This is a genomic window from Thauera sp. DNT-1 (genome assembly GCF_055393985.1).
The window spans coordinates 151,237-173,099 of the sequence record NZ_AP043752.1 but is presented as its reverse complement, the minus strand read 5'-3'; the positions used below and the strand labels follow the sequence as shown (position 1 = coordinate 173,099).

The following is a 21,863-nucleotide window of genomic DNA, read 5'->3' as shown; positions in this document are numbered from 1 at the left end:
GTATCGGGCGCGCCTTTCCTCCCACGATGAACCACCGCGAACGCTTCCTCGAACTGCAGGCCCTGCTCGCCAGCCACGACGCGCTGTGGCGTCCGCCCGCCTTCCAGGCCGGCCTCCCGCCCTGGTGCTTCGAGCGGCCGGCACTCGCCGCCGAGCTGCGTGCACTCGACGAGGCCACGCTCGAGCAGCTGGTGCAGGAGCCGGACGAGGCCCTGCGCTGGCTCGCCCCCCACCTGCCCGCGCTCCTGCGCAGCGTCGAATTGTGCGCGCTGCCGGCCCTGCCGGCGCGCGCGCTGCCCGAGCCCGACCGCCGCTTCGATGCCGGCGTGCCCGGACGCAAGCGAGCGCAGATCGAAGCTTTTGCCGCGCGTCTGCCCGCCACCGGCCTGCCACTGCTCGAGTGGTGTGCAGGCAAGGGCCACCTCGGCCGCCGCCTGGCGCTCGCCGATGGCGTGCCGGTGCGTTCGCTGGAGATCGACCCGGCCCTGTGCGCGGATGCGGAGCGGCTCGCCGAGCGCAGCCGCTTGCCGCAGCGCGTGGTGTGCGCGGACGCGCTCGATCCCGCCTCCCGCCCTCACCTGCACGGCCATGCGGTGCTCGCGCTGCACGCCTGCGGGGAGCTGCATCGCAGCCTGGTACGCAGCGCCGACCGCGACGACGCGGCCGCCTACGCCATCGCCCCGTGCTGCTACCACCGCGGCGCCAACGGCGGCTATCGGGCACTCGGACGCGACGCCAGCCTCGAGCTCGATGCCGCAACCCTGCGCCTGGCGGTGACCGAGACCGTGACCGCGCCGCGCCACGACCGCCGCCGCCTCGCCCGCGACCAGGCCTGGAAGCTCGGCTTCATCGCGCTGCGCCAGACCGCCGAGGGCGGCCCCGTGCCCCACTTCCGCCCGGTGCCGCCAGCCTGGCTGAACGGCAGCTTCGAGGACTTCTGCCGCCGCCTCGCCGAGCGCGAGGGCCTGCGCCTGCCGCCTGCGCTGGACTGGGCGGAATGGGAGGCCGTCGGCGAGCGCCGGCGCGACGAGGTGCGCCGCCTGGAGCTGGTGCGTCATGCCTTCCGGCGCGCGCTCGAGGTGTGGCTCGCGCTCGACCTCGTGCTCGGCTTCGAGGCGCGCGGCTTCACGGCGAGGATCGGCACCTTCTGCGAGCGCGCGCTGACGCCGCGCAACCTGCTGATCCTCGCCAGCCGGCGTGGCGAGGGGCCGCTTCAGCCATAGCGCCGCGCCGCCTCGACCGCGAGGCCGGCGCCGATGCTGCCGTACAGGTCGCCCTCGACGCATCGCGCCCGCGGCAGCTCGGCCGCGATGCGCGCGCGCAGCTGCGGCACGCCGCTCGCACCGCCGGTGAAATAGAGCGTGTCGATGCGCTCCCGGTCGACACCGGAGGCCGCGAGCAGGCCGGCCACGCAGCCGCCGACGCGCTCGACCAGCCCCTGCGTCGCCGCGGTAAAGGCCGCGCGCGAAAGCTCGAGCACCAGCCCGGGCTCGATGCGGTCGAGCACCACCTGCGTGCGCTCCGCCGCGGACAGCGCGATCTTGGCCTCCTCGACCTGCATCGCGAGCCAATGCCCCTCGCGCAGGTTGATCAGCCGGCACAGGCGATCGAGCTCGGTACGCGCGAGCGCATCGCGGTAGACCTGCTGCAGGTCGGCCCAGACCTGACGGGTGTAGGCGAAATTGATCGTGTGCCAGGCGGCGAGCTGGAAATACACGCTCGCCGGCATCGTGGCCCCATTGCGCAGGCGGCTGCGGTAGCCGAGCACCGGCATCACGCAGTCCAGGCTCAGGACGCGGTCGAAATCGGTGCCGCCGATGTGGATGCCCGCGTTGCCGAGCAGATCCTCGCGGCGCTCGACGGCGCGGGCGCGCTGCGGCGACAGGCGGACGATGGAGAAGTCGGCCGTGCCACCGCCGATGTCGGCGATCAGCACCAGCTCCTCGCGGCTCAGGGTGCGCTCGTAGTGCAGCGCGGCGCCGATCGGCTCGAACTGGAAGCCGATCTCGCGAAAGCCCACCTGGCGCGCGATGGCCTCGAGCGTGTCCTGGGCCTTGCGGTCGGCGGTCTCGTCCTCATCGACGAAGTGCACCGGGCGGCCGAACACCGCATGGTCGAAGGTGCGCCCCGTCGCACGCTCGGCGCGTGCCTTGAGTTCGCCGATGAAGCTCGCGAGCAGCTCGCGGAAGCCGAGCGCGCGGCCATTCACCTCGGTCTGCCCGTCGATCAGGCTGGTGCCGAGCAGGCTCTTCAGCGCGCGCATCAGCCGCCCTTCGTAGCCCTCGAGGTATTCGGCGAGCGCCGCACGGCCGAACTGGATCGAATCCTCGTCGGCGTTGAAGAACACCGCCGACGGCAGCGTCGCGCGGCCGTCCTCGAGCGGGACGAGGATGGGCGCGTCGGGGCGCAGCCAGCCGACGGTGGAGTTGGAAGTGCCGAAGTCGATGCCGCAGGCGCGGGGAGGCTGGGTCATGGGGTCGCTCGCGGAACGGGATGCACTCGGCGCGCACAAACGGAAAGGTCGCGATTATGCGTCCCGCGCGGCCCGACTGCGAGCGCTCGCGCGGCACGATCTCGCAGGCACCGGCCACGACGATCGCCCGCCCTCGCCGTGCTTCGGGCTAACATCGCCCCGATCCATCACACGAGCACGGCACCATGAACTCCAAGGACACCACGCCCCCCGCCAGCACCTTCTCCACCCCGATCGACGACCGCTATTTCGAGGACTACGTCCCCGGCGCGGTGCATCGCTTCGGCGAGATGCGCGTCACCGCGCAGGAGATCATCGAGTTCGCGCACCGCTACGACCCGCAGGATTTCCACACCGACCCCGCGAAGGCCGCGGATACGCAGTTCGGCGGTCTGATCGCCAGCGGCTGGATGACCTGCGGGATGATGATGCGGATGTACTCGGAGCATTACCTCACCCACAACGCCAGCCTGGCCTCGCCCGGCATCGACGAGCTGCGCTGGCTCGAGCCGGTGCGTCCGGACGACGTGCTGAGCACGCGGGTCACCATCGTGGAGGCGCGGCGTTCGGCCTCCAAGCCCGACCGTGGCCTGGTGCGCTCGAAGATCGAGGTGCTCAACCAGCACGACAGGGTGGTCCTGAGCATGCTCGCGATGAATCTGATCGGCTGCCGCACCCCCGCCGCGGCCTGAGCTGCGCGGACACAGCGCGGCGGATGCGGACACCGATGGGAGCGGGCGAGCCCCGCGCCCGGCCGCTCACCCGTGCCTGTTCGCTCACCCTTCACGTGCAGCCGCCAGGCACTTGGGCAGTTGCGCCTTCGAGGCGCGCTGGATGCGACACAGCAGCTCCACCGACACCTGCGCGACCCGGTGGCGCTGGCGCAGCTCCTCTTCCAGGCGCAGCAGCAGGCTGGCCGCCATCTCGGCGTCGGCGAGCGCACGGTGGAAGCGGCCGGCGACCGGCAGCCTGGCGTACTCCACCAGTGCGCCGAGCCTGTGGCTGGGGGCAAGCGGAAACAGGCGGCGCGACAGCAGCAGCGAACACACGAAGTCCTGCTTGCGCGCGCGCTCGATGCGAGCGAGCTCGGCATCCCAGAACTTCGCATCGAATGCGGCGTTGTGGGCGACCATGGGGATGCCGCCGATGAAGTCCGCGACCTCGCGCATCACCTGCGCCGCAGTCGGGGCGCTGCGGATCATCGCGTTGGAGATCCCGGTCAGGGATTCGATATGGGCCGGGATGCGCACGCCCGCGTTCATCAGGCTCTGGTAGCGATCCACCACCCGGCCGTCCCGCACGATCACCGCGGCGATCTCGGTCGCGCGGTCGCCCTGCGCAGGCGACAGCCCCGTGGTCTCGAAGTCGATCACCGCCACCGCTTCCATGCCTGCACCCTCCCCGTCTATTGCGGCCACGCCTGCAGGCGGCAGACGTCGCAGTCATCCCAGGGCAGGCAGTCGCACACCCGCGGCAACGCGACGAAGCGGCTGCCGACCTGCACCTTGCCCTCGGCACCGGCAGGCGCGCCTCGCCTCGACGCCGCCGCGTCGTGCGGCATCGGCTGCCACCTCGCGAACACGGCCGGATCGAGGCCGCCGTCGATGTACCAGCGCTTGCGCGCAGCGTCCCAGCGCGCACCGAGCTTTTTCGCCTGGTCCTTTTCGGCGAAGGGCACCTTCAGGTCGTGTCGCATGGGGGTCACCGGGCGGGAAGTTGGAAGTCCGGCACAGGCCGCCGCGGGATGCCTCGGGCGCATCCGCTCTGCGCACTGTGGACGCAAAAAAGCCCCTTTATGGATCAGGGGCTTGAGTGCTCTGGCGGAGACGGAGGGATTCGAACCCTCGATGCGAGTTTTAGCCCGCATGCTCCCTTAGCAGGGGAGTGCCTTCGACCTCTCGGCCACGTCTCCATCAGGAAGGCGCGATCATAGCGAGTTCGCGCCTGCCGGTCAAACGTTGATCGAACGCATCTATTCAGCGGCCACATCCAGGCCATAGGCCTTGTGCAGGGCGCGCACCGCGCGCTCGAGGTGCTTCTCCTCGATCGCCACCGAGATGCGGATCTCGGAGGTCGTGATCATCTGGATGTTGATGCCCTCCTCGGCCAGGGTGCGGAACATCTTCGCGGCGACGCCGGGGTGCGAGCGCATGCCGACCCCCACCACCGAGACCTTGCACATGGTGTCGTCGCTCTCGATCGAGCGCGCGCCGACGTGGGCCTGCACGCCTTCGAGCACCTTCACGGCACGCGCAAGATCGGCGCGCGCGACGGTGAAGGAGAGGTCGGTCGAGCCGTCGCGGGGGGCGTTCTGGATGATCATGTCCACGTCGATGTCGGCATCGGCGATCGGACCGAGGATCTGGTAGGCGATACCCGGCCGGTCGGGCACGCCGGTGAGGGTGAGCTTGGCCTCGTCGCGCACGAAGGCGATGCCGGAGATGACCGGTCTTTCCATGTTGCTGCTTTCCTCGACGGTGATGAACGTGCCCTCTCCCGGGTCTTCCTCGAAACTGGAGAGAACCCGCAGCTTGACCTTGTACTTGGCGGCGAACTCGACCGCGCGGATCTGCAGCACCTTCGAGCCCAGGCTGGCGAGCTCCAGCATCTCCTCGAAGCGGACGGCATCGAGCTTGCGCGCCTCGGGGACGATGCGCGGATCGGCGGTGTAGACGCCGTCCACGTCGGTGTAGATCTGGCATTCGTCCGCCTCGAGCGCGGCGGCCAACGCCACGGCAGTGGTATCCGAGCCGCCACGGCCGAGGGTTGTGATGTTGCCGTGTGCGTCCACGCCCTGGAAGCCGGCGACCACCACCACCCCGCCGGCGTCGAGGTCCTTGCGGATCGGCGCCGCGTCGATGTCGAGGATGCGCGCCCGGGTGTGCGTCGAGTCGGTGAGAATCCTTACCTGCGCGCCAGTGTAGCTGCGTGCCGGGACGCCGAGGTCGTCGAGCGCCATGCACAGCAAGCCGATGCTGACCTGCTCCCCGGTGGATACGACGACGTCGAGCTCGCGCGTGCGGGGACTTGGCGCGACTGCGCGGGCGAGCGCGATCAGGCGGTTGGTCTCGCCGCTCATCGCCGACACGACGACGACCACGCGATGGCCCTGCGCCCGGAAGTTCGCCACCCTGCGGGCGACGCTCCGCATGCGTTCGGGGGTCCCCACCGAGGTTCCACCGTACTTCTGAACTATCAGCGCCATCGTCGTATCCAAAACTACAGGTGAATAAGGTCCGCGATGCTATCCGGCGGCGTGAAGTTTTGCTCGCCCGATCGAAACAAAATCTCCAGGACGTGTTTTTTATTACTTATTTGCTGAATTTGCTAAAATCTATTTTGTATGTAGAGAGAATACTAACCTATACTGCATGCGTTCTATGACCTTAGTCATAGGCAGAATCCTGTCCGCATCGAGTCCGGGAAGGCCCGAACGGATACAAACTCGAGGAAATCTCCATGAAAGCAAATGAAAAGCTGGATGTACGCGAAATTCGCCGCAAGCTCGGCCTGAACCAGTCGCAGTTCTGGTCCAAGATCGGCGTGACCCAGAGCGGTGGCTCGCGCTACGAGAGCGGCCGCAACATTCCCCGCCCGGTGCAGGCCTTGCTGCGCCTGGTCCATGTCGAGCAGATCGACATCAACAAGGTCAAGCGCGACGACGTCGAGGTTGCCGAGTACCTCAAGGCGACCAACCCCGAGCTCTACAAGACCCTCAAGAAGGAAGCACGCGCCAAGCGCAAGGAGCGCTGAGCGCATGCCGCGCGCGATCAAGGGCTGACGCGCACCGTCAGCCCTTTTTTTCGGGCGCGCTCGGCGATCGCCTCGAGTTCTTCCGCCGCCAGCGTCGCGATCCGCGGCGCCTCCGGCTGCATCGACGGCCGCGCCACACCGTAGAGCAGCACGCCGCGCAGGCGCTCCGTTCCGGCAGCCTCCAGCAGCGCGAGCCAGGCGTCGATGTCCGTGCTCGACGGCAGCGCGCCGTCCCAGCGCAACATGCAGGTCTGCACCCAGGTCGGGCACAGCTCGGCGCAGCGCGTCAGGTTGCGCGCCACCGCCGCGGGCTCGAGCCGCACCCCGTTGATGCGCTCGATCGCCTCGACGCTGCCGCCATCCACCTTGAACCACACTTCGCCGCCCGCCTCGCCCAGCCGGCGCACGCCCTCCTGCACGCGCGCCTGCGCGAGCAGGCTGCCGTTGGTGATCAGGCGCACCGGCACCGCCTGCGGTGACAGCCCGAACTCGTCGCGCAGCCGCAGCACCAGCGCGACCGCCTCGGGGAAGACCTCGGCGCTGGTCGCCTCGCCGTTGCCGGAAAAGGCGATGTCGCGGATCACCCGCGCGCCCTCGGGCACGTGGCGTTCCATCCAGCTGCCGTGAATGAGGTCGGCGAGGAAGCCGCGCAGCTCGCTCTCGAGCCGGGCGAGGTCGATCTCCGGCGCCTTGCCGCGCACCAGGTCGGGCACCTGACAGTAGGCGCAATGCCAGTTGCAGGCGTTGTTCGGGTTCAGGTTGATGCCGACCGACACCCCGCCGGCGCGGCGCGACAGCACTGGATAGACGTAGGTCAGCCCGGCGAGGTCGCGATCGTGCTTGCCCACCGTCAGGGTCGCGAGCGTGCCGGGGGGCTGTCCTTGGGAAGAATTCATCGTTTGTTCAACCACTTGCGGAAAATACGCGGAGTCGGCGCGGGCGCGCCGGTGCTATACTCCGGCGCCTTTCCAGAGAGACCCGCCATGCGCATCACCCGCCGCCTCGAATTCGACGCCGGACACCGGATTCCGGACCACGCCAGCCAGTGCCGGCATCTGCACGGCCACCGCTACGCGCTGGAGGTGACGCTGTCGGGCGACATCATCAAGGCCGACGGCGTACCGGTCAACGGCATGGTGATGGACTTCGCCGACGTCAAGCGCATCGCCAACGAATACGTCGTCGGCCCCTGGGACCACGCCTTCCTGGCCTACCGGGGCGACCACCTGGTGCTCGAACTGCTGGCCGCGATCCCCGGCCACAAGACCGTCGTGCTCGACGTCGTGCCCACCGCCGAGAACCTCGCCGCAGAGGCCTTCCGCATCCTCGACCCGGCCTATCGCGACACCTACGGCAACCACCTCAGGCTGGAGCGCGTGCGCCTGTACGAGACCCCCAACTGCTGGGCCGACGCCCTGCGCGACTGAGTCGCGCCTGACGCCCCACCCCTCGCTCACGCCGCATAGCTGCGTAGCCGCAGCGAAAACTCCTGCAGCGGACGGATGCCGCTGCGCTCGGCGCGCGCCACCCAGTCCTGCAGCTGCGCGAGCAGCTGCTCGCGGCTGGCGTTCGAGCGCGACCACAACGCAGCGAGCTCGTCGCGCATCGCCGCCACCGTGCGCAGCGCCGGGCTGCCCTCGACGGCCTGCTCCAGCCGCCTGCGCTGGGTGTCGTCCAGTCCGCGCAGCTCGCCACCCAGCACCCAGCGCCGCAGCCGACGGGCGCTCAGCTCCAGCCCGTGCACCTCGCCCAGCCGGCGCGCCTCGTCGACGAAGACCTCGCGCAGCGAACGCACGTAGCGCGTCATCACGTCGTAGCGGTGCGTCACGATCGCCTGCAGGGTGTCGAGGTCGGGCACCGGCTTGACCTCGCCGAACCTGGGCCGGGGGATCGTCTTCTTGACCTTGGCGAGGCCGAGCAGCTCGAGCAGGCGGATGTACATCCAGCCGATGTCGAACTCGTACCACTTCGCCGACAGCTTGGCGGAGGTCGCGAAGCTGTGGTGGTTGTTGTGCAGCTCCTCGCCGCCGATCAGGATGCCCCAGGGCACGAGGTTGCGCGAGGCGTCGTCGCAGTCGTAGTTGCGGTAGCCCCAGAAGTGCCCCACGCCATTGACCACCCCCGCCGCCCAGAACGGGATCCAGGCCATCTGTACCGCCCAGATCGTCAGCCCGAGCGGGCCGAAGGCGACGAGGTCGATGACCAGCATGATGGCCACGCCGAGGATGGAGTGGCGGTAGACCTTGCGTTCGAGCCAGTCGTCGGGAGTGCCGTGGCCGTAGCGCTGCAGCGTCTCGACATTCTTCGCCTCGGCGCGGTAGAGCTCCGCGCCCTCCCACAGCACCTTGTGCAGGCCGCGCGTCTGCGGGCTGTGCGGGTCCTCCGCAGTCTCGCACTTCGCGTGGTGCTTGCGGTGGATCGCCGCCCACTCCTTGGTGACCATGCCGGTGGTCAGCCATAGCCAGAAGCGGAAGAAATGGCTGGGCAGCGCATGCAGCTCGAGCGCGCGGTGCGCCTGATGGCGATGCAGGAAGACGGTGACGGAGACGATGGTGACGTGGGTGAGCGCGAGCGCCACCAGCACGTAGCCCCACCAGGGGAGATCGAAGAGACCGTTGTACATGCGAGGAAACGTCCACAAGAGAAAACAGCAGGACGATTCTACGCAAGGCCGTTCCGGATTGGATGCAGTCCAGCCTTTGTTACCCCGCCATACCGCGGGAGGGGTCTTCCGGTGCCCGCATCGCGACCTGCGTCGCTGCTACGAGAACCTTACTCCCGCCACGGCAGGGAGGTGACGCGGGTCGCGTCCTTGCGGTGGCGCAGCCAGTTGGCGCGGTAGGCGCGGGCAAGCTCGCAGTGGTCGCGCACGATGAGGATGTTCTCGGCGTTGCGGTTGTCAGCCGACCAGGTGAAGTTGTAGGAGCCGGTCAGCACCGCGCAGCGCGGGCCTTCGGCGTCCACGATCAGCACCTTGTTGTGCGCGGCGTTGTAGCGCGTCTCGAAGGCCACCGGCACGTCGGCGGCGAGCAGGCGCGGGATCGCATTGCCCTTCTCGCGGCGATTCATCTGCGCGTCGGCGAGCACCTCGACGCGCACCCCGCGCCGCTGCGCCGCCACCATCGCGTCGGCGATGTTGCGGCTGGTGAAGGCGTAGGCGTGCACCTCCAGGCTCTTGCGCGCGCCGCGGATCAGGTTGATCACCACCTTCTCGGTGTCGTCGCTCGGAGCGAAGGCAAGTTCGATCTCGCCCTTGCCCGCGAAACGCTCGCTCGCGTGTACGCCGGGAAGCGCCAGGAGGGCGAGCGCCGCCATCCACCCGAGCATCGGCGCGTGGCGCTTGCCTGCCCGCCGATGCGCCCGCTCATGTCCGCGCTCACCCACCCTTGGCACGCTCCATGACGGCGGCAAAGAAGCCGTCGGTGTCGTGCACATGCGGCAGCAGGCGCAGGCGCTCGCCGGTCTCCAGCGCCACACCCTGCGCCGCCAGCACTTCCTGCGCCGACAGCGCGCGGAACTCGGGATGCGCGGCCAGGAAGGCGTCGACGATGCCGTCGTTCTCCTCGGCGAGCAGGCTGCAGGTGGCATACACCAGGCGGCCGCCCGGGCGCACCACGCGCGCCGCCGCGGCGAGGATCGCGCCCTGCTTGGCGACCATCTCCTCGACCGCCGCCGGCGACTGGCGCCACTTGAGGTCGGGGTTGCGGCGCAGCGTGCCCAGCCCGGTGCAGGGCGCATCGACCAGCACGCGGTCGGCCTTGCCCGCCAGGCGCTTGACCTTGGCGTCGGCCTCGTGGGCGATCAGCACCGGATGCACGTTCGACAGGCCGGCACGCGCCATGCGCGGCTTGAGCTTGGCGAGCCGCTTCTCGGAAACGTCGAAGGCGTACAGGCGCCCGGTCGAGCGCATCATCGCGCCCAGCTGCAGGGTCTTGCCGCCGGCGCCGGCGCAGAAGTCCACCACCAGTTCGCCGCGGCGCGGCTGCACGAGCAGGCCGAGCAGCTGGCTACCCTCGTCCTGCACCTCGAAGCTGCCATCGAGGAAGAGTGGATGCTTCTGCAGCGCCGGCTTGCCCGCCAGGCGGATCGCCTGCGGCGACAGCCGGCCGGGCTCGGCACGCACGCCGTCGGCCTGCAGGCGCTCGAGCAGCGCGTCGCGGTCGCTCTTGATCAGGTTCACCCGCAGGTCGAGCGGCGCCGGGCGGTTGAGCCCGTGCGCGAGCGCGAGCAGCTCGTCCCCGTCCATCTGCGCGAGCAGGCGCTCGGCCAGCCAGTCGGGCAGGTCGGCACGCTCGGCCAGGCTGGGTTCGCCCGCCTCGGCGGCCTTGATCGAGGTGATCCAGTCGCGCTCCGTGGCGCTCGCCAGGCCCTCGAAGTTGCGCATCGGCCAGCCCTCGCCGCGCGCGAACCAGGCCAGCAGCAGCATGCGCGGCGTGGCCTCCGCGCCGGCGATGCGGCGCAGCCAGCGCAGCCGGCGCAGCACACCGTACACCGCCTCGGCGATGAAGCCGCGGTCGCGGTGGCCGAGCTCGCGGTTGTCGCGAAAATGGCGCGACAGCACGGCGTCGGCCGGGTAGTCGAAGGCGAGCACGGCGCCGAGCGCCTGCGTGGCCTGGATGAAGAGCGTGCGCGACACCGCGCCCTCGGCCGGGCGCTCGGCCGCGGCCGGCTCCTGCCGCTTGATCGCCCGGGTCCGGGGCTTTTCGGTCTTGGGTTTCATTTCAGTTCGGGTTCCTGGCGGCGGGCACGCCCGCCTCGATGCGCGCAGCGCGCTGGTCGAGCACGCCGCCCTTGTCGTCGGTGATACGGATGCGGACCGGCAGCAGGCTATGGCGCCTGGACAGCCAGATGTCGATGTCGAGGTCGTCCTTCTCGGCAAAGGCGTGCAGGCGCACGGTGTCGAGCTGCTCGCCGGCGAGCTCGAGGCGCTCCTCGCCGCGCGGCTCGACCACCGCCTGCTTGATGCTCTTGTTGGTGACCACGGCGAAGCGCGCCGGCTTGCCGGACTCGACCACCTTGCGCGCCTGGTGCCACAGGCTGAGCAGATCCTGGTCGCCAGCGCGGATCTCGCCGTTGCGCCGCTCCTCGCCGCCGCGGCGGATGCTGACCTTGCCCGCAGTCCAGTCGAACTCGGCGCGCTCGGGCTTGCGCCCGCGCTGGTCGACCTCGAACAGTTCCGGGCGCATGCCCTTTGCGTCCACCGTACCGCTGCTGCGCTGCTCGTATTCGAGGCCGAACAGGCCGGCGAGCCCCTTGGCCTGAAGCGCGAGCGAGAGCGCGTAGCGCCCCTTGTCCAGCTTCCACTCGTGGCGCGCCTCGCCCACCTTGAAGCCGGACGAGCCATAGTGCACGTCATAGACGATGTGGCCCTGCGCGGGCGGCTCGGCCGCTGCGCCGACGGGCAGCGCCGCCGCGCTCGCGCAGGCGGCGAGCGCGAGGCCCACGACCAGCCCGCGCATCACGCCCGCCCTCCGCCCTCGGGCGCAGGCACCAGCAGCGCCTCGCCGTCCTGGGCCGGCGCGTCGCGCAGGCTCACGCGGCCGGCGACGAGTTCGAGCCGATCCTCGACGAACCAGCGTACCGCCTGCGGGTAGATGAGGTGTTCCTGCGCCAGCACGCGCGCGGCCAGCTTGTCCTCGTCGTCGCCCGTCAGCACCGGCACCGCGGCCTGGATCACGATCGGCCCGTCGTCGAGCTCGGCGGTGACGAAATGCACGCTCGCGCCATGCACCTTCACCCCGGTCTCGAGCGCGCGGCGGTGGGTGTGCAGCCCCGGGAAGGCCGGCAGCAGCGAGGGGTGGATGTTGAGCAGGCGGCCTTCGTAGCGGCGCACGAAGCCGTCGCCGAGCACGCGCATGAACCCGGCGAGCACGACCAGGTCGGGCGCATGGGCGTCGATGCACTCGGCGAGCGCCTGGTCGAAGCCGGCGCGGTCGGGGTGGGACTTGTGGTCGACGACCGCGGTGGCGATGCCGTGCGCGCGTGCGAACTCGAGCCCGCCGGCGCCCGGCCGGTTGCTGATCACCGCGGCGATACGCGCGCCCGGGATGCCCGCACGCACGATGGCTTCCATATTGCTGCCGCGGCCGGAAATGAGGATGACGATGGACTTCATGGGATGCTGGAACGATGAAAAGATCCTGGCGGAGGACAGGGCTTGGGCGCGCGGACCGGCGGGCGCCCGCCCCGGAGCATGGCCGCGATGATACCCGACCCGCGCCACGCTCCCGGCACGGGCAAGGAAAATCGCCGGTTTTCTGCACGAGCGGCGGAAGGCTGTGCCGCCCCCGCACCCCCGTATAATCCCGCTTTTGCGTCGCCGCCCCCCCCATGCCCCACATCCACCGCCTCTCCGACCTGCTGGTCAACCAGATCGCCGCCGGCGAGGTGGTCGAGCGCCCGGCCTCGGTGCTCAAGGAAGTACTCGAGAACGCGGTCGATGCTGGCGCGCGCGCGATCGAGGTGCAGCTCGAGCAGGGCGGCGTGCGGCGCATCCGCGTCGCCGACGACGGCTGCGGCATCGCGCGCGACGAGCTCGCGCTCGCGCTCGAGCGCCACGCCACCAGCAAGATCGCCACCCTCGACGACCTCGAGCGCGTGGGCACGATGGGGTTTCGCGGCGAGGCGCTGGCGGCCATCGCCGCGGTGGCGCGCACCGGCATCACCAGCCGCGCCGAGGGCGCGAGCCACGCCTGGCGCATCGAGGCCGGGCGCGAGCCCGAGCCGGCGGCGCTCGACCAGGGCACAGTGGTCGACGTCGCCGACCTCTACTACAACACCCCCGCGCGGCGGAAGTTCCTCAAGACCGAATCCACCGAGTTCGCCCACTGCGACGACATGTTCCGCCGCGTCGCGCTCGCGCGCCCCGACATCGGCCTGCAGCTCGCCCACAACGGCCGCGTGATCCACCGCCTCCCTCCCTCACCGCCCGCCGCGCGGGTGGCGGCGCTGATGGGCGACGACTTCCTGCAGCACGCCCGCGAGGTCCAGGCCGACGCCGGGATACTGCGCCTGGCCGGCTTCGCGTCGCTGCCCGCCTATTCGCGCGCCAGCCGCGACGCGCAGTATTTCTTCGTCAATGGCCGCTTCGTGCGCGACAAGCTGCTCGCCCACGCGGTGCGCGAAGCCTACGCCGACATCCTGCACGGCGCGCGCCATCCGGCTTACGTGCTCTTCCTCGAGCTCGACCCCGCCGGGGTGGATGTGAACGTGCATCCGGCCAAGATCGAGGTGCGCTTCCGCGAGTCGCGCGCGGTGCATCAGTTCGTCTTCCACGCCGTGCGCCGCACCCTGGCCGAGAGCGGAGCGGGACGCGCTGCGGAGCTGCACGCGCCCGCAGCCATTGGCGTCGGTGCCGGCCCCGCGGCCTCCCCGGCATCGGGCACCGTCCCGCAAGGGGGCTTCTCGAGCGCCCTCCCCCCGCTTTCCGTCCCGACGGCCGCCCACCACCCCGCATTGCGGTCCTGGCCGCCCGCAGACGCCCGCCAAGGACGCCTGGCGATGGAGTCGGCGAGCCGCGCCTACTTTGATTTCGCCGCGGGCGCACGCGATAGCGGTGGCGCCAGCCTGCCCGACCGCCCCGGCGAGATCCAGTCGGGCCCGCGCCCGGCGCCGACGGAGACCGCCACGGGCGAGGCGCCGCCGCTCGGCTACGCGCTCGGCCAGCTGCACGGCATCTACATCCTCGCCCAGAATGCCGCCGGCCTCGTGCTGGTGGACATGCACGCCGCCCACGAACGCATCCTCTACGAGAAGCTCAAGACCGTGATCGACGGCCGCCCGGCCGTGCAGCGCCTGCTGATCCCGGCGGTGTTCTCGGTGGGCGCGAAGGACATGGCGGCGGCCGAGGAAGGCACCGAGGTACTCGCCGGCATGGGCTTCGAGATCGCCGCCGCCGGTCCGCAGGAGCTCGTGGTGCGCAGCGTGCCCGCGCTGCTGGCGAGCGCGCCGGTGGCCGAACTGGTGCGCGAGCTGCTGCAGGAGCTGCGCGAATTCCCCGCCACCGAGGTCGTCACCGCGCGCCGCAACGAGCTGCTCGCCACCATGGCCTGCCACGGCGCGGTGCGCGCCAATCGCCAGCTCACCCTGCCCGAGATGAACGCCCTGCTGCGCGACATGGAGGCGACCGAGCGCGCCGACCAGTGCAACCACGGCCGCCCCACGTGGACGCAGCTGAGCCTGGCCGAGCTCGACCGCTTCTTCATGCGCGGGCAGTAGCGCACCCCCGGAGCCGAATGCGCGCCCGTCGGCGCGCCTGCATCATCCCGCGCGATACACCAGCACCCCGACCACCACCGCGGCCACCGTGGCCCAGCCGATGCGGTCCACATACTTGCGCAGCGCACCCTCCATGCGCTCGCCCCCCCAGGCCATCAGGCCCGCGACGAGGAAGAAGCGCGCGCCGCGCCCGATCAACGAGGCCAGCGTGAATGGCAGCAGGGCCATCGACGCCACGCCTGCGGCGATCGTGAACACCTTGTAGGGAATCGGCGAAAAGCCGGCGATGAAGATCGCCCAGAAGCCCCAGGCATCGAACCATGCCACCGCCTGCTCGTAGGCGCCCCAGTAGTTGCTGCCGCGCAGCCAGGGCTCGATGAGGTCGAAGGCGTAGTAGCCGATGAGGTAGCCGAAAAGTCCCCCCGCCACCGAGGTCAGGGTGGTCAGGAGCGCGAACCACCAGGCGCGATGCGGATTCGCCAGGCACATCGGCGCGAGCATGACGTCCGGCGGGATCGGAAAGAACGACGACTCGGCGAAACTCAGCCCCCCCAGGAACCAGGGCGCGCGCGGATGACGCGACCACACCATCGTGCGCTCGTACAGCGGCGAAAAGATCTTCAAGAAAGCACCTCGACAGGATTGCACGGACGCCCCGTGCACAGCGCGCGCAATCATACCTGCAAGCCACTTCTCCTTTGCGGGCACGCTCATCCACGCATCGCTCACCATGGCGACCGCCGGCGTTGTCCCCAGCACCCGTGGGCAGCTCCCGGGACAAGCTGTGGATAAGTTCCGCAAGGCGCTGACGGACAGGCGTATTCCCCCGCTGCCCGTTTTTTGTGCAGCGCCACGGCGCGGAACTATGTCTCATCCGCCGATGCGGCGCAATTGAGTCGGAGCGGGGCTTCTGCTAGCTTTCGGCATAGCTGCGACATACGCCGTTTCACTTGCCCGGCACCGTCCTCGCCGCCTGCGACCGACGCGGTGCCCCGTCCCGGAGAATGCGCTCCATGAAGAAGACCCTCGCCGCGGCCAGCGCTGCGGCCCTGCTGGCAGGCGCCTGCGCCACGCCCGTCCATCACGCCCCCGCGGCGAACGCCCAGGCAGCTGTTTCGCAGCGCGCACTGCACTCCGCCTCGCACTGGAACAGCCTCGCCCGCGACGTCGCGCAGCGCCTGTCCGCCCGCCTGGCCCCGCAGACCGCGCTGTTCGTCAATCAGCATGCCGACGCTTCGGCCTTCGACCGCGCCTTTTCCACGCAGTTGATCACCGCCCTGCTCGAGGCCGGCCACCCGGTGCTGCGCACCCCGGCCGGCGCCCTGCGCGTCGGCGTGGATACCCAGGTCAAGCCCGGCGTCGATGCCACCGGCTCGCTCGAGATCATCGTCAGCACCAGCGTGACGGACAACAGCCGGTTCATCGCGCGCGAGACCGGCGTGTTCCGCGCGGACGCGGCCGACGAGGCGCTCTACCTCGCCGCCCCGCAGGCGCGCACCAAGTCCTTCCAGATCGTCGGAGGCGAATGATGCGCAAGCCCGCAATCCTCGCCGCAGCCCTCGCCGCCGCCGTGCTCGTCACCGCCGGCTGCGCCACCGAACCGGTCGCGTCGCGCAAGGACATCAGCTTCGACGCCGCCGCCGCCAACCCGCTGATCCCGTCCAACTACGCCGCGGCCGACAGCCTGCTCGCGCAGCTGCGCGGCCAGCTCGCGCCGACGCAGGCGCTGATCGCCGCCACCGTGGTGAACATCGACGCGCTCGAGCAATCCTCCACCCTCGGCCGCCTCATCTCCGAACAGGTCTCGGCGCGCTTAACGCTCGCCGGCTACCGGATGATCGAGATGAAGTTCCGCAACAACGTCTATATGGCGCGCGACCAGGGCGAGCTGATGCTCACCCGCGAGATCCGCGACCTTGCCAGCACGCACGACGCGCAGGCGGTGGTGGTGGGCACCTACGCGCAGAGCAGCGAGATGGTGTTCGTGAACCTCAAGGTCATCCAGCCCGAGACCAACGTGGTGCTGGCGGTGCACGACTACGCCCTGCCGCTCGACCCGATGACGCGCTCGATGCTGCGCGGCCACCGCTGATCGCTGCATCCCGGGGGCGGGCGAACGCGCGCCCCCGCCGACCGCAAGCTTTTCGGCACCGGCCCCATCAGCCTGGAAATGCGCCGCCGTTCTCGGCAAACCTGAGGGGTTGCGGGTCGCGCGCTGGCGGATCACGACGGCCTGGGAGATAATCCGCGCGCCCCGCGCCGTCGCGAATCCCGCGCCCGAGCGCACACTTCGGCCTCGCCCAAACTGCCTCCGCCCATCCCCGCCCCCCTGCCGCCCGCCCTGCTGCTGCTCGGCCCCACCGCCAGCGGCAAGACCGCGAGCGCGCTTGCGCTCGCGCAAGCCCTGCCGGTGGAGGTGATCAGCGTGGATTCGGCGCTGGTGTATCGCGACATGGACATCGGCACCGCCAAGCCGAACGCGGAGGAACGCGCGGTGTGCCCGCACCACCTGATCGACGTGGTGACGCCCGAGGAGAGCTATTCGGCCGCACGCTTCCGCGCCGACGCGATCCGCCTGATGGGCGAGATCGTCGCACGCGGCAATATTCCGCTCCTGGCCGGCGGCACCATGCTGTACTTCAAGGCGCTGCGCGACGGGCTCTCCGACCTGCCCGCGGCCGACCCCGAGCTGCGCCGCGCGCTCGACGACGAGGCCGCCGGGCGCGGCTGGCCGGCGCTGCACGCCGAGCTCGCCCGCCTCGACCCCGAGGCCGCGGCACGCCTGGAGCCGGGCGACGCGCAGCGCATCCAGCGCGCGCTCGAGATCGTCCGCCTTACCGGCCGCCCGCTCGCGGACAGCTACGCGAAGAAGGAAGACGACCCGCTGCCTTGCCGGCTGCTGCCGATCGCGCTCGCGCCCTCGGATCGCGGCGCGCTGCACGCGCGCATCGAGGAGCGCTTCGACGCCATGCTCCACGCCGGCCTGGTCGACGAGGTTCGCCAGCTGCGCGCGCGCTATCGGCTCGACCCGTCCATGCCCTCGATGCGCTGCGTCGGCTACCGCCAGGTGTGGGAATACCTCGACGGCGGCACCGGCTACGACGAGCTGCGCTTCAAGGGCGTCGCCGCCACCCGCCAGCTCGCCAAGCGCCAGCTCACCTGGCAGCGCCAGTTCCGCGAGACCTGGCCGGGCTTCGTCGAGCTCGACTGCCTGCGCCCCGACCTCCCCGAGGCCGTGCTGCACACCGCCTTGCGGCTGCTGCACGACCTTCCCCTGCATCCCGCCTGAACGGAACCGCTCCAATGGATGAACAGATCATCGCCGACGTCGAGCAGTGGCTCGACGAGGTCGTCATCGGCCTCGACCTCTGCCCCTTCGCCGCCCGCCCGCGGCGCGAGAAGCGCGTGCGCATCGCGGTCAGCCACGCCACCACCGCCGACGCCCTGCTCGAAGACCTGCAGGCCGAGCTCGAGCGCCTGTCCGACACCCCGGTGGCGGAGCTCGAGACCACCCTGCTGGCGATCCCCGACATGCTCGAGGACTTCGCCGACTACAACGACTTCCTCGACGCGGTGGACCTGTGGGTCGAGCAGTTCGGCTGGGAGGGCGAGCTGCAGGTGGCGAGCTTCCACCCGCAGTACCAGTTCGCCGACACCGAGGCGGACGACCCGGGCAACCTGACCAACCGCTCGCCCTGGCCGCTGCTGCACATCATCCGCGAGGAGAGCCTGGAGAAGGCGATCGAGCATTACCCCGAGGTCGACCGCATCCCCGAGCGCAACATCGCGCGCATGAACGCACTCAGTGGCGAGGAGCGCGCGAAGCTGTTCCCCCACCTGTTCGGATGAGGCACCGAGGAACTTTCGATCAGTTTTCCTGCTCGCCGCAACAGTCCGGCAAATGCCATCCGCAAGCGGCCCGAAGCGGGTCGCGGACCACGGGCCACACCCGCCCGCCACGCTGGCCGCGCACCGGAAGCGGGAGTAGACTGGTGCCAAGCGGAAAGTTTTTCCTTTGCCCCAGTTCGTAGCCTTTGCAATCCAGAACCAAGGAGTTGTTCCTATGTTCCCCGAGTATCGCGACCTGATCACCCGTCTCAAGCACAACGACCGCCACTTCACCCAGCTCTTCGAGAGGCACAACGAGCTCGACCAGAAGATCCACAACATCGAGACCCACGTCGTGCCCGGCACCAGTCTCGAGATCGAGGTCATGAAGAAGGAGAAGCTGGCGATCAAGGACCAGATCTACGCGTACCTGAAGAGGGTCGAAACCGAAAGCTGATCCCCTCCCGGCACCGTGACGAACCCCGCAAGCGCGACCGGCGCGGCGGGGTTCTTCGTTTTCAGGAGGCGGCTCCCTGCGCGACCGCGACCGGCGCTTCGCGCTCGCGCCGCGCCAGCAGCGTATACACCGTCGGCACCACGAAGAGCGTGAAGAAGGTGCCGATCAGCAAGCCCCCCACGATCACCCAGCCGATCTGCTGGCGGCTCTCGGCGCCCGCCCCGGTCGCCAGCGCAAGCGGTAGCGAGCCCAGCACCATCGCCCCGGTCGTCATCAGGATCGGCCGCAGGCGCAGCACCGCCGCCTCCACCACCGCCTCGCGCAGCGCATGTCCGTGCTCGCGCAGCTGGTTGGCGAACTCCACGATCAGGATGCCGTGCTTGGTGATCAGCCCGACCAGCGTCACCAGGCCGATCTGGCTGTAGACGTTGAGCGTGCCGCCGGTCAGCCATAGCGCGCCGAGCGCGCCGGTCATCGACAGCGGCACCGTCAGCATGATGATGAAGGGGTCGCGGAAGCTCTCGAACTGCGCTGCCAGCACCAGGTAGATGAAGGCGAGCGCGAGCAGGAAGACCAGCGCGAGGCTCTCCGCGCTGGTCTTGAACTCGCGCGACTGGCCGTCGTAGTCGGTGCTGGAGCCCGGCGGCAGGATGCGCGCCGCGGTGTCGTCCATCCACTGCAGCGCCTCGCCCAGGGCGTAATCGGGCGCCAGATTGGCCGAGATGGTCACCGAGCGGCGCTGGCCGAAGTGGTTGAGTTCGCGCGGCGCCACGCGCTCGCTCACCTGCACCACGCTGGTCAGGGGCACCATCTCGCCGGTGCGCGCACGCACGTAGATGTCGCGGATGTCGCGCGGGTCGCGGCGCTCGCCGGCGCCGACCTGCACGATCACGTCGTACTGCTCGGCGTCCTGCTTGTAGCGCGTGACCTGGCGACCGCCGAGCATGCTCTCGAGCGTGCGCGCGATCACATCGACGTCGACCCCGAGGTCGGCCGCGCGGTCGCGATCCACCTCCACCGCAAGCTCGGGCATCGTCAGCTTGAGGTCGGTGTCCGGCGACAGGAAGCCGGGGTTGTCGCGCATCGCGTCGAGGAAGGTGTCGGTCACGCGCGCGAGCGCGTCGTAGCTCTCCGAGGTCGCCACCACGAAGCTCACCGGCCGCGAGCGCGCACTCTGCCCGAACGAAGCCGGCATGATCGGGAAGGCATTCACGCCCGGCACGGCGCGCAGCTTGGGCTGCAGTCCGCTTGAGATCTCCCCGGCCGTACGCGTACGCTCCGACCAGTCGGCGAAGCCGACGAAGGAGATGCCCTGCGACACCGTCGGGTTGCCGGCGATCACCAGATAGCGATCGACTTCCGGCAGGCCGGCGTAGATGCGCTCGATCTCCTCGGCGTAACGCGCCATGTAGTCGAGCGTGGCGCCCTCCGGGCCGGTGAACATGCCGATCACCCGACCGCGGTCCTCCAGCGGCGCGAGCTCGCTCTTCAACTGCCCCATCAGCCAGACCGAGCTCCCCGCCACCACCGCGAACACCAGCATCACCAGCCAGCGCGCGCCCAGCGCCAGCTCGAGCACAGCGCGATAACCGCCGGTGAGCCAGGCCAGGAAACGCTCGATGCCGTTGTAGATCCGTCCGTGCGTGGGCTCGTGACGCAGCAGCTTCGAGCACATCATCGGCGACAGCGTCAGCGCGACGAAGCCCGACACGATCACCGCGCCGGCGAGCGTGAGCGCGAACTCGGTGAAGAGCTTGCCCGTGCGCCCGCTCATGAAGGCCACCGGCGCGTACACCGCGGCCAGCGTGATCGTCATCGCCACCACCGCGAAGCCGATCTCCCTGGCGCCCTTGAAGGCGGCGGCGACCGGCTCCATGCCGTCCTCGATGTGGCGGTAGATGTTCTCCAGCACCACGATCGCATCGTCCACCACCAGCCCGATCGCCAGCACCAGCGCGAGCAGCGTGAGCGTGTTGATCGAGAAGCCGAGCACCAGCATCAGCGTGAACGCGCCCACCAGCGACACCGGGATCGTCACCAGCGGCACCAGCATCGCCCGCCAGTTGCGCAGGAAGAACAGGCACACCGCGGCCACCAGCAGCACCGCCTCCCAGATGGTGGAGAACACCGCGTCGATCGAGCGCTCGATGAACACCGTGGTGTCGTTGGCGATGGTCATCGACATGCCTTCGGGCAGCTCGGCCTGCAGCCGCGGCATCATCTCGTCCAGGCCACGCTTGAGGTCGAGCGGGTTCGCCACCGATTGCTTGATGAGGCCGATCGACACCGCCGGCCGCCCCATGAAGCGCACCGAGGTGCGCTCGCTCTCGGGTGCCACCTCCACCCGGCCGACGTCGCGGATGCGCACCGGGTAGGCGTCGGCGGTGTCGCCCTGGCGCAGCACGATGGCGCCGAACTGCTCGGGCCGGGCGAGGTCGGTCTGCGCCACGACGGCGAACTCGCGCTCGCGGCTCTCGATGCGCCCGGCGGGCAGTTCCACGTTCTGGCGCCGGATCGCGTCTTCCACCTCCTGCACGGTCAGGCCGAAGGCGGCGAGGCGGTCGCGATCGAGCCACACCCGCATCGCCGAGCGGCGGTCGCCGAACAGGCGCGCATCGGCCGCACCGGGCAAGGTCTGCAGACGCGGCTTGATGACGCGGTTGGCGAAGTCGCTGATCTCCATCGGCGCGTGGCGGTCGGAGGAAAAAGCCACCCAGATGATCGGGCTGGCGTCGGCCTCGACCTTGGCGATCACCGGCTCGTCGATGTCGTCGGGCAGGCGCTGGCGCACGCGCGACACGCGGTCGCGCACGTCAGCCGCAGCCGAATCGGCGCTGCGCTCGACGCGGAAGCGCACCGTGATCTGGCTGCGCTCCTGGCGGCTGATCGAGGACAGCACGTCCACGCCCTCGATGCCGGCGAGCGAGTCCTCCAGCGGCTTGGTGACCTGCGACTCGACGATCTCGGCGCTGGCGCCACGGTAGCGCGTATCCACCGTCACGACCGGCTCGTCGATGTTGGGGTACTCGCGCACGGTGAGCCGCGAGTACGACATCAGGCCCACCAGCAGCACGAGCAGCGACAGCACGGTGGCGAACACCGGGCGGCGGATGCAGAGCTCGGAGAGGACCATCG

22 protein-coding genes and 1 tRNA gene are annotated in these 21,863 nt (G+C 70.0%); 10 read left to right on the top strand and 13 right to left on the bottom strand.

Annotation, left to right across the window (positions count from 1 at the left end; genetic code table 11):
- The first annotated feature begins 26 nt into the window (after positions 1-26).
- Positions 27-1,223 (top strand): methyltransferase, encoded by a 1,197-nt coding sequence (locus ACZ5PP_RS00840; protein WP_012585210.1) that lies wholly within the window; start codon positions 27-29, stop codon positions 1,221-1,223.
- On the opposite strand, the gene ACZ5PP_RS00835 is transcribed toward ACZ5PP_RS00840, so the two are convergent.
- Positions 1,214-2,473 (bottom strand): Hsp70 family protein, encoded by a 1,260-nt coding sequence (locus tag ACZ5PP_RS00835; protein WP_004316694.1) that lies wholly within the window; start codon positions 2,471-2,473, stop codon positions 1,214-1,216. The genes ACZ5PP_RS00840 and ACZ5PP_RS00835 overlap by 10 nt on opposite strands.
- A 185-nt stretch (positions 2,474-2,658) precedes the next feature.
- Here ACZ5PP_RS00835 and ACZ5PP_RS00830 point away from each other — a divergent pair, with 185 nt between their 5' ends.
- Complete coding sequence (locus ACZ5PP_RS00830) at positions 2,659-3,165, top strand: MaoC family dehydratase (protein WP_004316695.1); 507 nt, start codon at positions 2,659-2,661, stop codon at positions 3,163-3,165.
- Positions 3,166-3,249: 84 nt separating this feature from the next.
- On the opposite strand, the gene ACZ5PP_RS00825 is transcribed toward ACZ5PP_RS00830, so the two are convergent.
- The 4 genes from ACZ5PP_RS00825 to ACZ5PP_RS00810 all read right to left on the bottom strand — a co-directional run bounded on the left by ACZ5PP_RS00825 (position 3,250) and on the right by ACZ5PP_RS00810 (position 5,678).
- Positions 3,250-3,861, bottom strand: coding sequence for a 3'-5' exonuclease (locus ACZ5PP_RS00825; RefSeq protein ID WP_004316696.1), 612 nt, complete (start codon positions 3,859-3,861; stop codon positions 3,250-3,252).
- Positions 3,862-3,878: 17 nt separating this feature from the next.
- Positions 3,879-4,169 carry a DUF5710 domain-containing protein gene (locus tag ACZ5PP_RS00820; RefSeq protein ID WP_043745511.1) on the bottom strand — a complete coding sequence of 97 codons (291 nt, stop codon included), beginning with the start codon at positions 4,167-4,169 and terminating at the stop codon, positions 3,879-3,881.
- A gap of 122 nt (positions 4,170-4,291) precedes the next feature.
- A tRNA-Ser gene (locus ACZ5PP_RS00815) sits at positions 4,292-4,385 on the bottom strand.
- Positions 4,386-4,445: 60 nt separating this feature from the next.
- On the bottom strand, positions 4,446-5,678 hold the full coding sequence (locus ACZ5PP_RS00810; protein WP_012585207.1) for an aspartate kinase: 1,233 nt from the start codon (positions 5,676-5,678) through the stop codon (positions 4,446-4,448).
- Between the two features lie 254 nt (positions 5,679-5,932).
- Between ACZ5PP_RS00810 and ACZ5PP_RS00805 the strand changes: the two genes are divergently transcribed.
- The gene (locus tag ACZ5PP_RS00805; protein WP_004316704.1) at positions 5,933-6,226 is read left to right on the top strand and encodes a helix-turn-helix domain-containing protein; all 294 of its coding nucleotides are present in this window, start codon (positions 5,933-5,935) and stop codon (positions 6,224-6,226) included.
- 17 nt (positions 6,227-6,243) lie between these two features.
- Here the strand turns inward: ACZ5PP_RS00805 and ACZ5PP_RS00800 are convergent, their stop codons facing one another.
- Positions 6,244-7,122 (bottom strand): radical SAM protein, encoded by an 879-nt coding sequence (locus tag ACZ5PP_RS00800; RefSeq protein WP_464826585.1) that lies wholly within the window; start codon positions 7,120-7,122, stop codon positions 6,244-6,246.
- Positions 7,123-7,209: 87 nt separating this feature from the next.
- On the opposite strand from ACZ5PP_RS00800, the gene queD reads away from it, so the two are divergent.
- A complete protein-coding gene (gene queD / locus ACZ5PP_RS00795; RefSeq protein WP_004316710.1) occupies positions 7,210-7,653 on the top strand; it encodes a 6-carboxytetrahydropterin synthase QueD in 444 nt (147 codons plus the stop codon).
- A 26-nt stretch (positions 7,654-7,679) separates the two neighbouring features.
- Here queD and ACZ5PP_RS00790 read toward each other — a convergent pair whose 3' ends face one another.
- The 5 genes from ACZ5PP_RS00790 to purN all read right to left on the bottom strand — a co-directional run bounded on the left by ACZ5PP_RS00790 (position 7,680) and on the right by purN (position 12,341).
- On the bottom strand, positions 7,680-8,849 hold the full coding sequence (locus tag ACZ5PP_RS00790) for a DesA family fatty acid desaturase (protein ID WP_012585205.1): 1,170 nt from the start codon (positions 8,847-8,849) through the stop codon (positions 7,680-7,682).
- Between the two features lie 149 nt (positions 8,850-8,998).
- On the bottom strand, positions 8,999-9,553 hold the full coding sequence (locus ACZ5PP_RS00785; protein WP_004316714.1) for a phospholipase D family nuclease: 555 nt from the start codon (positions 9,551-9,553) through the stop codon (positions 8,999-9,001).
- A gap of 49 nt (positions 9,554-9,602) precedes the next feature.
- The gene (locus ACZ5PP_RS00780) at positions 9,603-10,946 is read right to left on the bottom strand and encodes an RsmB/NOP family class I SAM-dependent RNA methyltransferase (protein WP_012585204.1); all 1,344 of its coding nucleotides are present in this window, start codon (positions 10,944-10,946) and stop codon (positions 9,603-9,605) included.
- 1 nt (position 10,947) lies between these two features.
- Positions 10,948-11,685 carry a DUF3108 domain-containing protein gene (locus ACZ5PP_RS00775; RefSeq protein ID WP_464826584.1) on the bottom strand — a complete coding sequence of 246 codons (738 nt, stop codon included), beginning with the start codon at positions 11,683-11,685 and terminating at the stop codon, positions 10,948-10,950.
- Positions 11,685-12,341, bottom strand: a complete 657-nt coding sequence (gene purN, locus ACZ5PP_RS00770; protein ID WP_004329949.1) for a phosphoribosylglycinamide formyltransferase — start codon at positions 12,339-12,341, stop codon at positions 11,685-11,687. Before purN ends, ACZ5PP_RS00775 begins: the two co-directional genes overlap by 1 nt.
- Positions 12,342-12,556: 215 nt before the next feature.
- Between purN and mutL the strand changes: the two genes are divergently transcribed.
- Positions 12,557-14,443: a DNA mismatch repair endonuclease MutL gene (gene mutL, locus ACZ5PP_RS00765; RefSeq protein WP_464826583.1), complete on the top strand. Its 1,887-nt coding sequence runs from the start codon at positions 12,557-12,559 to the stop codon at positions 14,441-14,443.
- Between the two features lie 42 nt (positions 14,444-14,485).
- Here the strand turns inward: mutL and ACZ5PP_RS00760 are convergent, their stop codons facing one another.
- A complete protein-coding gene (locus tag ACZ5PP_RS00760) occupies positions 14,486-15,067 on the bottom strand; it encodes a YqaA family protein (protein ID WP_004326584.1) in 582 nt (193 codons plus the stop codon).
- A gap of 389 nt (positions 15,068-15,456) precedes the next feature.
- Between ACZ5PP_RS00760 and ACZ5PP_RS00755 the strand changes: the two genes are divergently transcribed.
- From ACZ5PP_RS00755 to ACZ5PP_RS00735, 5 genes are all read left to right on the top strand, one after another.
- The gene (locus ACZ5PP_RS00755; RefSeq protein WP_464826582.1) at positions 15,457-15,972 is read left to right on the top strand and encodes a hypothetical protein; all 516 of its coding nucleotides are present in this window, start codon (positions 15,457-15,459) and stop codon (positions 15,970-15,972) included.
- Positions 15,972-16,535, top strand: a complete 564-nt coding sequence (locus ACZ5PP_RS00750) for a FlgO family outer membrane protein (RefSeq protein WP_464826581.1) — start codon at positions 15,972-15,974, stop codon at positions 16,533-16,535. The genes ACZ5PP_RS00755 and ACZ5PP_RS00750 overlap by 1 nt, the downstream gene beginning before the upstream one ends.
- Before the next feature lie 213 nt (positions 16,536-16,748).
- Positions 16,749-17,732, top strand: coding sequence for a tRNA (adenosine(37)-N6)-dimethylallyltransferase MiaA (gene miaA / locus ACZ5PP_RS00745; RefSeq protein ID WP_012585201.1), 984 nt, complete (start codon positions 16,749-16,751; stop codon positions 17,730-17,732).
- A 14-nt stretch (positions 17,733-17,746) separates the two neighbouring features.
- The gene (locus ACZ5PP_RS00740; RefSeq protein WP_004310685.1) at positions 17,747-18,292 is read left to right on the top strand and encodes a DUF1415 domain-containing protein; all 546 of its coding nucleotides are present in this window, start codon (positions 17,747-17,749) and stop codon (positions 18,290-18,292) included.
- 214 nt (positions 18,293-18,506) lie between these two features.
- Positions 18,507-18,728, top strand: a complete 222-nt coding sequence (locus ACZ5PP_RS00735) for a YdcH family protein (protein ID WP_004310683.1) — start codon at positions 18,507-18,509, stop codon at positions 18,726-18,728.
- Positions 18,729-18,789: 61 nt separating this feature from the next.
- Here ACZ5PP_RS00735 and ACZ5PP_RS00730 read toward each other — a convergent pair whose 3' ends face one another.
- Positions 18,790-21,861: an efflux RND transporter permease subunit gene (locus ACZ5PP_RS00730; protein WP_043745356.1), complete on the bottom strand. Its 3,072-nt coding sequence runs from the start codon at positions 21,859-21,861 to the stop codon at positions 18,790-18,792.
- Positions 21,862-21,863: the final 2 nt, after the last annotated feature.